Source organism: Paenibacillus lignilyticus (assembly GCF_017942085.1).
Lineage (GTDB): Bacteria > Bacillota > Bacilli > Paenibacillales > Paenibacillaceae > Paenibacillus_Z > Paenibacillus_Z lignilyticus.
This window is the reverse complement of record NZ_JAGKSP010000039.1, coordinates 1-12,558: the sequence shown is the minus strand read 5'-3', so window position 1 is coordinate 12,558 and position 12,558 is coordinate 1. Positions and strand designations below refer to the sequence as shown.

15 protein-coding genes and 1 pseudogene are annotated in these 12,558 nt (G+C 41.5%); 13 read left to right on the top strand and 3 right to left on the bottom strand.

Annotation, left to right across the window (positions count from 1 at the left end; translation table 11 throughout):
- Positions 1 to 82: 82 nt before the first annotated feature.
- Positions 83 to 352, top strand: coding sequence for an HD domain-containing protein (locus I8J30_RS33440; protein WP_240548546.1), 270 nt, complete (start codon positions 83 to 85; stop codon positions 350 to 352).
- A 118-nt stretch (positions 353 to 470) separates the two neighbouring features.
- On the opposite strand, the gene I8J30_RS32195 is transcribed toward I8J30_RS33440, so the two are convergent.
- A complete protein-coding gene (locus I8J30_RS32195; RefSeq protein WP_210664429.1) occupies positions 471 to 1,109 on the bottom strand; it encodes an HD domain-containing protein in 639 nt (212 codons plus the stop codon).
- Between the two features lie 276 nt (positions 1,110 to 1,385).
- Here I8J30_RS32195 and I8J30_RS32190 point away from each other — a divergent pair, with 276 nt between their 5' ends.
- Positions 1,386 to 1,721, top strand: coding sequence for a thioredoxin family protein (locus I8J30_RS32190; protein ID WP_210664428.1), 336 nt, complete (start codon positions 1,386 to 1,388; stop codon positions 1,719 to 1,721).
- A 106-nt stretch (positions 1,722 to 1,827) separates the two neighbouring features.
- On the opposite strand, the pseudogene I8J30_RS32185 reads toward I8J30_RS32190, so the two are convergent.
- A pseudogene (locus tag I8J30_RS32185) lies at positions 1,828 to 2,554 on the bottom strand (IS110 family transposase); the annotation flags it as partial.
- A 918-nt stretch (positions 2,555 to 3,472) separates the two neighbouring features.
- On the opposite strand from I8J30_RS32185, the gene I8J30_RS32180 reads away from it, so the two are divergent.
- The 4 genes from I8J30_RS32180 to I8J30_RS32170 all read left to right on the top strand — a co-directional run bounded on the left by I8J30_RS32180 (position 3,473) and on the right by I8J30_RS32170 (position 5,251).
- Positions 3,473 to 3,811, top strand: coding sequence for a hypothetical protein (locus tag I8J30_RS32180; RefSeq protein WP_210664427.1), 339 nt, complete (start codon positions 3,473 to 3,475; stop codon positions 3,809 to 3,811).
- Positions 3,757 to 4,083 (top strand): pirin family protein, encoded by a 327-nt coding sequence (locus I8J30_RS33430; RefSeq protein ID WP_240548540.1) that lies wholly within the window; start codon positions 3,757 to 3,759, stop codon positions 4,081 to 4,083. Before I8J30_RS32180 ends, I8J30_RS33430 begins: the two co-directional genes overlap by 55 nt.
- Positions 3,977 to 4,300: a pirin family protein gene (locus tag I8J30_RS33425; RefSeq protein ID WP_240548544.1), complete on the top strand. Its 324-nt coding sequence runs from the start codon at positions 3,977 to 3,979 to the stop codon at positions 4,298 to 4,300. Before I8J30_RS33430 ends, I8J30_RS33425 begins: the two co-directional genes overlap by 107 nt.
- A gap of 117 nt (positions 4,301 to 4,417) precedes the next feature.
- Complete coding sequence (locus I8J30_RS32170; RefSeq protein WP_338044989.1) at positions 4,418 to 5,251, top strand: sulfite exporter TauE/SafE family protein; 834 nt, start codon at positions 4,418 to 4,420, stop codon at positions 5,249 to 5,251.
- Between the two features lie 162 nt (positions 5,252 to 5,413).
- Here I8J30_RS32170 and I8J30_RS32165 read toward each other — a convergent pair whose 3' ends face one another.
- Positions 5,414 to 5,761: a putative quinol monooxygenase gene (locus I8J30_RS32165; protein ID WP_210664426.1), complete on the bottom strand. Its 348-nt coding sequence runs from the start codon at positions 5,759 to 5,761 to the stop codon at positions 5,414 to 5,416.
- A gap of 215 nt (positions 5,762 to 5,976) precedes the next feature.
- On the opposite strand from I8J30_RS32165, the gene I8J30_RS32160 reads away from it, so the two are divergent.
- The 7 genes from I8J30_RS32160 (at position 5,977) to I8J30_RS32130 (ending at position 12,318) form a co-directional block, all read left to right on the top strand.
- Positions 5,977 to 6,327: a thioredoxin family protein gene (locus tag I8J30_RS32160; protein ID WP_338044990.1), complete on the top strand. Its 351-nt coding sequence runs from the start codon at positions 5,977 to 5,979 to the stop codon at positions 6,325 to 6,327.
- A 1,161-nt stretch (positions 6,328 to 7,488) separates the two neighbouring features.
- On the top strand, positions 7,489 to 7,992 hold the full coding sequence (locus I8J30_RS32155; RefSeq protein ID WP_210664425.1) for a DUF6886 family protein: 504 nt from the start codon (positions 7,489 to 7,491) through the stop codon (positions 7,990 to 7,992).
- A gap of 376 nt (positions 7,993 to 8,368) precedes the next feature.
- Positions 8,369 to 9,370: a phosphotransferase enzyme family protein gene (locus tag I8J30_RS32150; protein WP_210664424.1), complete on the top strand. Its 1,002-nt coding sequence runs from the start codon at positions 8,369 to 8,371 to the stop codon at positions 9,368 to 9,370.
- Between the two features lie 122 nt (positions 9,371 to 9,492).
- Positions 9,493 to 10,116: a hypothetical protein gene (locus I8J30_RS32145; protein WP_210664423.1), complete on the top strand. Its 624-nt coding sequence runs from the start codon at positions 9,493 to 9,495 to the stop codon at positions 10,114 to 10,116.
- Between the two features lie 140 nt (positions 10,117 to 10,256).
- On the top strand, positions 10,257 to 10,733 hold the full coding sequence (locus I8J30_RS32140) for a UPF0158 family protein (RefSeq protein ID WP_210664422.1): 477 nt from the start codon (positions 10,257 to 10,259) through the stop codon (positions 10,731 to 10,733).
- A gap of 67 nt (positions 10,734 to 10,800) precedes the next feature.
- The gene (locus I8J30_RS32135) at positions 10,801 to 11,352 is read left to right on the top strand and encodes an AAA family ATPase (RefSeq protein ID WP_210664421.1); all 552 of its coding nucleotides are present in this window, start codon (positions 10,801 to 10,803) and stop codon (positions 11,350 to 11,352) included.
- Between the two features lie 456 nt (positions 11,353 to 11,808).
- Positions 11,809 to 12,318: a DinB family protein gene (locus I8J30_RS32130; protein ID WP_210664420.1), complete on the top strand. Its 510-nt coding sequence runs from the start codon at positions 11,809 to 11,811 to the stop codon at positions 12,316 to 12,318.
- Positions 12,319 to 12,558 lie beyond the last annotated feature (240 nt).

Below are 12,558 nucleotides of genomic sequence, written 5' to 3'. Positions count from 1 at the left end.
CGTTGAAGCAGCTGAGTTATTGCGCGAGCATGGCGATGACCTTCTGTGGAACAACTCGAACCGGGTATTTTTGTTTGCAGCTATGAAGGGGGAATCTGAATCAGATCACCCGGAGTTACTTTTCATTAGCTCGCTATTTCATGATATTGGTCTCACCACCGCATTCCTTAGCTCTGACAAACGCTTTGTAGTCGATGGGGCCAATGCTGCCCGCGATTTTCTTAAAAGCCGCGGTGTGCCGGAGGATTCCATTCGGTTAGTACGGGATGCTGCTGCCCATTCATACGACCACCGGAATCGTAGAATACAAAGAAGCGGAAGCAGCGCTTATGAATTTTGGTTTCGCATATGATGTGGTGGGGAAACGGCCCAACTTCTGCCAACATGTTTTCTTCTTTATTCCAGATGGGAAGAGTAAACCGAGCCGCTTATCGCGGCACGGTTATGAATGAAGACTTAGTACCTATTATCTATTCGTTCCAGTGATTATGAAGGACACAGTCGCAGAAACTAGTGCGTTTGTATCCAGGAAGCAAAAGCTCGCATACATCAGATTTGATGTTGCCGAATGTCGTTTCAGGCTTATGTTTGAATCCTTCCAAGAACGCATGCAGTATCTTTTGTTTGAAGTTGTTACGAGGGAAGGCGTCAATGACCTGTTCTCGAACCTCTGCCGAAAGCGATTCGAAATTCTCGCCCATAACATCGTACCCGACACCGGAATAGATCAACGCAACCTCTGGCTCCTTGTACTGAGCGACTCCAATCGTCGTGTGAAGCGCGATCGCGTCCCAGACAAGGCGAATGGATTCCTGGGGTACGCCGTGCGACGTTAGGAAATCGCGGGCAGCGTTCGCTCCATCAACCTCGAAGCGTTTGTCAGGGCTGCTAAACTTCTTGGTTAAACCCAAATCGTGGAACAATGCGCTAATATAAAGCAGCTCGGCGTCGAATTTGAGGCCAGCCTGTTGTCCTTGAAGGGCGCCAAAAAGGTAGACACGATTGGAATGGTTCCACAGTAACTCGTCTCCATGATCACGCAACAATTCCGCTGCTTGAGTCGCCAGGTGACTATCAGGTATCACAATATTTGCTATGGTATTCGGCATAAAGATTGACCTCCCAAGTTGATTGATGTCTTGCACAATCATTGTAGGATCTTAGACTTTATAGATCAATCCCATTGTTTCTATACAAATGATAGACAGAACTAATCAATCAGAGAGGTCTTATGGTTTCTATTCTTGATTTATTTCATCTATCATTTCCATAGAAATATTGAGATTGATCAATAATGCTAGATTTATTAGAATGAAGTTGCCTGTCGGAGAGAGGTTCAGTTCCAAGTATGCGGGTCTCACAACGCATCTAGAAGAGGAGGGTGTATGATGGAGGTAATTTTCTTGACTAAGGAAAATTTTCGCGAACAGATTGATTATGGTATTACGCTCGTTAACTTTATTGAACCAGCTTGCGATTCCTGTCGAGAGCAGCTTCCTATAATCAAGGAGCTAGCTCAAGAACTGAGACACAAAGCAACCTTTGTTAAAGTGAATATCGAGCAAGAAAAAGAGCTATCAAATGAATATGGCGTAATAAGCGCACCGACTTTAATGCTGTTTAAGGATGGTTATCAAGTGGAAACCTTAGTTGGTCTACAACGTATCGAAGAGCTGCGCCAGGTTATTCTTCGTTATACAACTATGGGGGATACTTGCTGACTTTAGCCGAGATGCACGAAAGTGACAGTAATTGTTGAAATTAAAGTAAAACGAACCGTAAATTAAAAAAGAATGTCGGGCGACAAGAACATATATGCTAAAGAAGCCGATCGATTTCCCCAATCTCAGCTAAAATTGTTGCAGCAATCTTAGTGCCAATACCGGGTATCGATTGGATTAAATCATATTCAAGTAACTCTTCAGCCAGGGCCTCTACCGATTTGGTCCTGGTATTGAAGAAGCAATTGGATGAGCAGCTGCATGGAGATCAAATGGCTGGGGTAGGCTGTCTCCTTAAAGGGATTTCGCATTGCTGCAGCTACTAAGGCTTGAGTGCGCTCCAGACACCATAAACCGGATTTACCACGTCCCGGAAAGCGCTGTATTGTTGCTGTAATCTCCTTTTCAGCCATATCCAAGATTGCTTTAGACGTAGGGTGTAAGTCCAGGAACCGAAGGGAAACTTTTGAATAAAGGTCACCAAATACGCCATGGTATTCAGGGAAAACCTGATCCAGAATCGCATGAAATTGGAGCTTCACCTGAACATACATACCCGTTAAAGACTCATGCTGGCGCGTGAGATACCGTAAATTCATGAGATGCTGGCCCCGCTTTTTGAAGGGTTCAAACTCTTCTTTATAAAATAGTGTCCCTAAAAGAAGGGCATCAGCGGCAACCATCTTCAACCGTCGCAAATTGTTTTTCTTGGCGTTATGTGAGATTAAAGGATTAATAACAATGTACAGATACTGGTGTTCATCCAGAAACTGAATAATAGGGCTATGATAATGACCTGTCGCCTCCATAACAATGGATGGACGCATCCCAGCAGCTACTTAAACGCCTTTAATGAAACGTAGGAACGACGCTAAACATCTAACCCAATCACTGGATTCATAACATCACTCCTTTAGCAAATTCACCGGTAACCCCTAACCTTCTTGTCTTCCACACTATCGCATGTGATACGTGATCTACGTCCCCAACCAGCCTAACCATGGTTGAACAAGTAGGGGGAATGAACTGAATAGCTCTCGGGGTGTGTATAAATACCTTTTGCAATCAGGGGAATGGCCGTTTATTGAGAACAGACCATTTAAGAATGAAGATGAGTCATGGCCACCACCCAATTGCATAGTTGATTCCATTTCGGGTGAATATTCCCTTTATCATAAGGGGCAGATTAAACCATCCAGTAAGACAGAATGCGAAGGATTTGAGGAAGCCGCTATTTGGGGAGCGGAGCACATAATTGACAGGATTATGGGGGATACGAAGTGGAATCGTCGCGACTAGAAAGTGACAGTATTAGATTAAAGTAGAAAAATGCTTATTAATGATTGCTCTATCATTTGCCCGAGTAGCAATGAGAGAACTGTGACTCGAAAGAGGGACACTTTGAAAAAAGTGACCTCTTACGTTTTTTTGTGTTTTAATCATACTATCGAGAAATAAACGGGGGAATGAACATCATGAGGGAAATCAGAACAACATTAACTGAAGCAGAGCTGAAGCTAATGGAGGCCAATTCAAACATAAGCTGCGTTTCTCTCATATGCTTTTGCTAGTTAGCTTATAGCGGTACAAGCTAACTAAGCGCGAGAACCGCCGATGGAAATTTTTGAAGGTAAAGGGCATTCAGGGAGGTCATCAAAGATAATGGTAATTTAATTGAATAACGTTTCCCGGAGCGACTGAGGTTCAATGTTGATGCTGGCGAAGCTATTAAAAAATGAGGAGGTAACAAAGTGAAGTCAGTTGGTTCAGAAGAAATCCAATTCATCATCCAGTTAAATGACAAAATAATGCCAATTAATAGAGGACTGGTATACGAAGACCCGCTGGATGAATATTTGCGTGCAAATAGTTTGGGAGAAATTACTGGTGGGGGAACAATGCAGGAGGAAACCGGTGAAATTGAATACTGTGATATTGAAGTGTTAATCAGTAAACGTAACTATAAGCAAATTTCAAGTGAAATAATGGATTTCCTAGAAGTGCTCGAGGGTTTGGGCCACATCCTCATAGCGACATGGAGATATTATCCATCGTTCTTAATGGGGAGCTTCGGCACGAGGACAGCCTAGGAAATGTGATGACTACGAGTTTCGGCAGTATACAACGCATGTCGGCAGGTACTGGGGTAGTGCATTTGGAGCATAATCCATCTAAAACCGACGATGTAACTTTCCTTCAATTATGGTTCGAGCCTGAACGAAGAGGTCTAACTCCGTCCTATGAGGCGACTAGTTATGAAGTTAACGCGCTCTCAGGGCGGTTGTTGCCGATCGCATCCAGCAAAGCAATGGAGAACACAGTCGCTAAATTACACCAAGGATATGACGGTTTATTTAAGTAAGCTGAAACAAGGCTCGACAATAACGTTCGAACAAGAAAAAGGAAGAAGAGTATTTTTGTTCGTAATCGAGGGACGATTAAACTTATCTAACGAGATAGAAGACGGGGCGGTGTTATACAAACGGGATTCCGCACGCATTGTGAATGAAACGAAGTTGAAACTTGAAGGTGAACACGAAGCGACTGAAACGTTTTTTATGTTAATTGACTTGCCCTGATGCGCTAAGCGGGTATGAAGCGACACTGCGTTCGCTATAATGGATTCTGTACGACTTGAGAGGAGACCAAAGACGGTCAATCGTTAAAAAATTTAGTGTTACACGAGGTGCAGGTAAGTGTATCCAATAATAATGTCGTGGGATGTTCCTGCGCTGCTAGTGATGTTCATACTTGGTTTAATCGTTTCGACATTTGGTGCCATTGTGGGCTTAGGCGGCGGGGTTGTAATCGTGCCCTCGTTGATTCTGCTCGGCCCGTCCATGCTCGGCAAGAATGTAGACACGTCGCTGGCAGTTGGCGTATCGCTGGGTGCACTCGTGTTTACGTCGTTTACATCGACGCTAACGTTTGTGAAGGAGGGCAAAGTCGATCTTCGCAGTGCGCTATTCTTCTCGCTCTCGAGCGGTCCATTATCATTATTAGGTGCTAGCCTGACCTCGTTGTTCGATCCAGAAATATTCCGGCGAGCATTCGGGTATTTCATGCTGTTCATGGTCATGTTACTTCTGTTTCGAAAACGAATCAAACCTTATAAAGGTAACTGGCGCTATGTGCGGAAATACACAGACACCGCTGGTGTGGAGCAAGAATACGGTTATAACGTGTTACCGGTACTGATAATTGGTGGGGCTGTCGGCTTGATTGCCGGATTGCTCGGCATCGGTGGTGGTATTTTGCTCATTCCCACCATGCTACTTTTGTTCCGCTTCCCGCTGCATATGGCTACCGCTACCTCGATGGCGGTTATCTTCGTTTCGGCATTGTTCGGCAGCGGCATGCATCTGATCCGCGGTGAATGGGATTGGCTGCTTGTACTGTCTCTTGCCCCAGGAGCGCTGCTTGGTGGCTGGATCGGTGCACGCATCTCGCGACGTATCAGCAGCGTACTGCTAATACGCATCATGTGCGGCACCTTGATGCTGTTTGCAGTGAGGATGATCATAACTTAACTAAGGGAAAGAGCCAGGTAATGTTCGCACGCCAGCTTAGGACGATCTTTTTCATAAAAAATCAAATAATCCCCTCCGGTCAACGTTGAGTTCTTTGTAATAAGAACTCAACATTGACCGGAGGGGATTTTATTAGTTATTTAAGAGCTTAATCTCTTTGCTTCAAGAAAAATGCTTGCCTACAGTAATCGTAGTTCCCCACTCAGCTGTAGGTGTGTAGAAACTAAGCTCTCTTCCCAACAAAAACTCTGCTGCCTTCGTATAAGGACCTTGACGATAAGCCTTCGATTCCTCTTCTGCCAGCCATGTTTCTTTCGAACAGTTCCAAATTTCATAAAATACAATTTCATCCGGATTGTCTACATTCTCATGAACAATCCCATTTACAAATGTTGGTTCTTTGGACATTGTGTCAAACAAGGGCTTTAGATTATCAAAAAAAGCTTGTTTATCTGAGTTAGGCTTTAATTGAAAGCGTGCAATAATTACACTCTGTTCTTTTGAATTCATTATAATTACTCCTTTAAAGTTCAATTTATTTTTAAGTTTTCCGGGAACACTTCAAATTATATCGGGAACTCTCCGAAAGGTCTGTATGCTAAATTACAAATCAGCTTTGGCAAAGTTCCACAACATCCGTTGGATATTAAGTCCGTATAAATCCGGGAAGAATTGAGAATTGTATGAATTGCATTGTAAGCTGATTTTGAGCGTCACTAGCGCCCATTACAGGAGGAGAACTGATAAAGGTATTTTCATTAATCAAAGAAAATTTTCAAGCACAAATAGATCATGGAATTACACTAGTGAGCTTTTTAACATCAGAATGTGAAACTTGTCAAAAACAACTTCCTATTCTAGAGGAGCTAGCCGATGAAGTAAGACATCAAGCAACACTTGTTCAAGTTGATATTGAACAAGAAGGAGAACTTGCCTCGACATACGGCGTCACGAACACACCGACTTTAATGTTATTTAAGGATGGTTATCAAGTAGAAACACTAATCGGCTTTCAAAATAAAGAAAATCTGAAGCAGGCCATTCTCCGCTATTCGGGAATGGGAGACACGTGCTGATCTTAGAGACAAGCGGTTTTGATGCAGAACCTGTTCAATACATTGAACAGGTTTTTGTGCTTTTTCACATTGCGCCAATCGGAATCATATTCCTTATTAAGGACATACTGGGGGGATAGGAAGGGGAGAATGGTAATGGATTCATTGGATGTGTCCGCCAGCTTAAATTTGCAAGAGCTAAAGTGCCTTTATACCGGAAACGAATTGTTTACATTCCAAAATATAGGAAAACCGGACCATTTTTATTAAGTGATAAGATGCTTACGTCTCCTTTTACTTGTAGATGCGGACATAAACTAGCTGATTTTTCTAAATCACACGTTTCATGTTTCGGACGAAGCAGTTAACGATCGAAATGGGCGAACAACGACAAATTGCTTTTTATTAATATAAATTCACATTAAAAATAATACTTTTACCAAATCACTGATCAAGCTAAGACATAGCCGCAGATAATGACTTTTCATTAATTGAAATGTTTTATACGCAGCCAGACAAGACGGAATCCAAGAAATACGATTGTCCGTTTACATCTAGGGCGGCAAAACAAGCTCTCCGAGCAATGAAATCTTATACGCCTCAAGCAATGGCGATGAAGGTGTATGATAATCCCACAGAACAAAATATTAATCTGCAGAAGTATGTAGATTGGTATGTTCGTCGATTAAGTTCATGAGAATTGATGTAAACCAGATCATGATAGCAACATAGCTGCCGGCAAATGCGGCAGCTTTATTTTAATTGAAGAGAAGAAAACCAATCATGTTCTTGTCTTTTATCGATATTTATTCTTGTCCTCCGACATAAATTCACATTAAATGTAAGAGGACAAGAACATATATGCATTAGAATCCGCGTTTTACGCGGTTTTTTTATTTTATGGATACAATTTCTTGTCCTTTCCAAAAGACAAGAAGTTGTATTGTTTCCCAATAAAGGACACAATGAAGATACTTTCTCCGTAGTTGCTAAACTATATAGATTCAGGGTCAATTTATCATTATAGAATACATCGTTATGTCCCAAAATTCGGATTTCCTTACATGTTTATAATGAAGCGGATAACCATTCTATATTGGGCCATATACAATCGGCGGTTATGCTGCAGATCATAATTGGGGAGCAGATGCTGGATAGCAACATTAAAAGGGAGGTAGTTCAATGAAGCTATACCACTTTAGTGAGGAACCTGATATTAAGATATTTGAACCAAGAACTATATACAAACAGACTGATGCGAAGGTATGGACAATTGATGAGTATCATGCACCTCATTATTATTTTCCACGTGAGTGTCCAAGAGTTTGCGTGTGGCCTAAGGAAGACACAATAGAAGTTGACCACGAAAAGTTCTTTGGCATGTCGAAAACAAATCGATTAGTTGCTATTGAGAGTGGTTGGTACGATCGGCTAAGAAAGGGACATGTTTATAAATACACTTTTGATGCCGATGGTTTTGAGTTAAACGAACCGAATGCAGGATATTACATATCAACTCGTACTGTCGTACCCGTAGATGTAGAGATAATTGATGACTTAATTTCGGCCATTATAGAAGAAGGAATTGAGCTGAGAGTAACACCTTCTTTACTCCCTTTGAAAGAACGAATATTAGCATCAACAGTTAATTTCTCGATGATCAGAATGAGAAATGCGGTACAGTAATAATTTCGGAATGTGATGAAAGAACGGATAAGTTGGTTTAGCAGCTGCCGTTTTCTCAACTACCATGAAAGAACGAATAAACTTTCATGCTCTGTGGTGCAAAGAAGAGATGCATGAATGGCTAACGGGCACGATAGCTCAAGATCCACGAAGAAACAGCAAACGGTATAAAAGTTGCCGTTTTCTCAACTAACTTAACTTTACGTATCAAAATCAAAGGCTGCCGAATGGAATCGGCAGCCTTTTTAGTCAATGGAAAATAGCTTTATACTTAATTATTAGTTTAATACGCAGAAAAAGATAAGTCTATAAATTTTTGGGAATTTCAAGTAAAGTGGTTTTACCGGGCCGGTAGTACCTATATTGGAGGTTCACAATGGTGAGTCCAGAGATATTAAATAAAGCAGCAGCATCTTTTGCATTTGATCGTAACTCTATTGAGTTTATAAGCAATTCAACTAATAATGTATTTCGTTTCACAAAGAATAATGAGGTTTTATTTTTAAGAATAACTGAAAAATCTCATGATTACATCAACAAGGTAAATGCGGAAGTTGATTGGATAAGCTATTTAGTAAACAACGGTGTCCACGCATCATTACCAATCAAAACTTTAGATAATGAATTAACTGCAGTGTATGAAGAGAATGGAAAAGGCTTTATTGCAACTGCTTTTCAGTGTGCTCCTGGACAATTTTTTAATAAAAATGATCCTAAATTATGGGGGACATTCATATTCAGGCAATGGGGAGAAACGATGGGGAAGATGCATATGCTCTCAAAATCGTATCGCCCCTTAAAAACAAGGAGAGATGAATGGCGAAGTTCTGAAATTGCAAATCCATATTTACTACATAGCGAGTATAACGTGCTCTTAGAGAGATTAAAATCACACGAATCAAGAATTATGAAATTACCGCGTGATGGTAATTCATATTGGTTGATTCACAACGACTTCCACCCCTATAATTTCCACATAAATGATAAATCGATTACGGTCTTTGATTTTGATGACAGCATCTATGGTTGGTTTTCGTTGGATATTGCGATTGCGGCAACCCATGCTGTTTGGTGGGGGGCTCAAAAGGACGATAGACAATCCAAAAATGAATTCGCAAACAAGTTCTTACACGAATTCCTTGAAGGATATTTTAAGTATAATCTCCTAGATGAGTATTGGATTAAGCAAATTCCATTGTACATGGACTATAGAAACATATGCTCATATTTTTGGTGGCTCGGCAGTTGGGATGGGGATGAGTCTAGGTTGAATGACTTTCAACGAGAAGTAATCACGAATGCCGTAAAGATAATTGAAAATGGGCTGTCGTTTGACGGTTGCGAGATAGTACTAAACTACCATGAAAGAACGAATTAAATTTCATGATCTGTGGTGCAGCAGAAGAGATGCATGAATGGCTAACGGGTACGATAGTTCAACATAGATATAATAGAAACCGACAGAAAGAGCGGCAACTTTTAATAAAGGGGTTTAGACATATGGAACAGTTCATTGACGAGGATTGGTACGGCAGCTATTTTGAATTAGCCATTCAATTTAAAAACAAGTTAAGTGATGATTTGCTAAGAGACTGTATTCACGGATTATGGTCAAATGATCACCTGTTTGGTCCTTGTATTGAGAAAGAGAATGTGGGTAAAGGATTTATCGATTTCGGCTTAGTTTCAGGTGAAGTTTTCTCGAATTATCTGTACGGTATTTTAACATTGGCTGACTCAACACTGCTCGGATGCTTGTCATTAACTGTAAGAGAGGAAGAGGGATCTGATTGGCTGGACTTTTGCATCCCTTCAGGAATATTAGAAAAGAAGTATTCTGTTACGTATCCACTTATCCCCGAGAAAAATTTATTTCTGCAAGAACTCGAAACGGTGTTTTCTGAGATCGCGAAGACAGTTTATTCAATATCTCCATTTGATATGGCGTTGATCGGAGAAGAGGTTTCTGGCATGCTCTATGTTGATTCTCTTACTAAAGATTACGTGTTAAAAGGGGGAGTAATCATACCAGAAAAAACCGCAGCTAAAGCGGGAGCTTTGAATGCGGGTATTCGAATAAGTTCAGATTTGCTTCTATACCCAAACAAAACAAACTGTTTCTGAACAGGCATAACATTGGATTTATGATACGATGGCACAACGTAGAATAGGCTGCTGAACAATCGGCACTCGTCCAGGGTAGCCGTTTTGTTTTTTTGGACAGGATGTTTAATAAGATGTAATTATAAGGGGAGAAATCGAATATGAAGGCTAAGAAACCAGTTAAGTTAAATGATTTAGTTGGTGAAATTGAGATGCAAATAGACGACACTTTTACATACATTAATTCAGCAACAGGAGAAGTTTTTATGCTAACAAGAGAAGAAATTGGAGCGGCTGAAGATGAAAAGCCACTCGAAAAATTTCCTGAATGGCAAAGGGAGAACATCGCAAAAGCAATCCAGATTCTTGAAGATGAAGATGGGATCTACATCGACTTTACATTTAGAAACGACTTCAATGAATATGAACTCATGGAAGATTTTATCGGGGCATTAGAGGATGAGAAAATTCAAGAAAAACTGTGTGAAGATATTCAAGGGCGAGGAGCATTCCGAAGATTCAAAGATAACACTATTGAACACGGTGTTGATAAACAATGGTATGACTACAAAGAAAGAAAGATAAAAGAATTAGTAATTAAATGGTGTAAAGATCACGACATTGAAATTCAGCATTAAGCTACCGGACAGCATTGCGTAATACTCTGTTGAATAAAAAAGTGTAAACAAAGTAAGGAGGCTATTAATGAATAGAATTGTAGTTGTAACGGTAGGTAAAACACATAGTGGTAAGACGACATTTGCTAAACAACTAGAATTGCAGTTAAAGAATGCAGTTATTATTGACCAAGATAATCACGCATCGTTCATAAACGCTTACTATAAGTCGTTACGTCCAAAAGAAGGTCCGAATATGCTGAAATATGCAGTTACTCAAACGATAGTCGATTACGCGGTGAATCAGACTGATTGTCACATCGTTCTATGCAATTCTAATCTTGCACGAAACGGTCGCATGGATGTACTGGACTATTTTCGAAACAAAGGGTTTATAACCATTCTCGTCAATTTTGATATTCCGGATGACGTACTTCAAGTACGGGTAACAGAAAGTCAGCGTAGCAAAGACATTTTTCGGAGTGCCTCAACGTTCGACGACGTACTTGCTCGACAACTAAAGAGCGAGACATCGGCTCCAGAATTAGGCGAAGCTGACTACCTCTTTGTAGTCAGCTGTAATGAAGTAGACGTACCAATGGTCATTAAGAAGATTATGAAAATTAACGAACTTACATAAGTTTATTTATCCGATAAGATTTGTGATGAGTTACTTTTCTTTCTGGAAAGGCGTTAAGCTAACGGGCAGTTTAGCTTGAAAACAGGACGAATTCCTCTGTAGCATTCTGATTCTAATTGGTAGAATTGGTATATTAAAGGGGATGAGTTTCATAATGAAAATGGAATTTACTCGTGCATTTGTGAAATCATTTGGGTATGGAATGGGATTCGTTTGTAGCTTCATTGTGTTTATGATCGTGTTTAATTGGTTGATTGATAGCGGACTGGTGGAGAAGATCGTGACGCTTCTTCTCAGTATGACAGATTGATGCACTAAATCATTCAACTAAAGGGCACGATACTTGAACGGCTGCCAAAACACTTCAAACTAATGCATTAATCTAGGCATGGCAACAATATGCTTCTAAAGTTATGAAGAGCTATAATTTTTATCTCCATAGAGAGGTGACTACACATGAACCAAAAACCGACAGAAGAAGAATACGCCGGGGACTCCGGCGAGTATATCCGGTTGGTGCCGGAAGGCAACATCATCGACATTCTGCTCGCCCAGGAAAAGCAAATGACCGAGCTACTAGCATCTTTGTCCGAAAGTCAGGGCGCGTATCGGTATGCGGAAGGGAAATGGACGCTGAAGGAAGTCGTGGGTCACATCGCGGACGCGGAACGCGTCATGACCTACCGCCTGCTCCGGTTCGCAAGAGGGGACCAGACGCCACTGCCCGGATTCGATCAGGAATTATTCATTCCTCCTTTCGGAAGCTGGACAATCGCGCAATCGGCCGAAGACTATCGGGCGGTAAGGCAAGCGACGATCACGCTGTTGCGCGGGTTACCGGCGGAGGCGTGGTCCCATAAGGGCACTGCCAACGACGTAAGCATTACGGCGCGCGCCCTCGCGTACGGCATCGCAGGACACGAACTTCATCACATGGGGGTCATCCGAAATCGTTACTTGAGATAGTCGTCCGCAAGATCGGGACGGAAGCTTGCGCGGACAACGCGGCTTCCGTCCTTACTTTATGACCCGCCCTTATCGCCCGGGTTGGACAGTTCTCAACTGACATACATTGTTAAGCTCCCTCGAAATGATTCAGTTTCCTCACTCAGACTCATGAATTCGCAGGATTTCATCCAATAGTTAGTATGGAGAAGTGGATGGAGGAGGAGCCGGTAGCTGGGGGATGGAGAATTAGGCATGCGG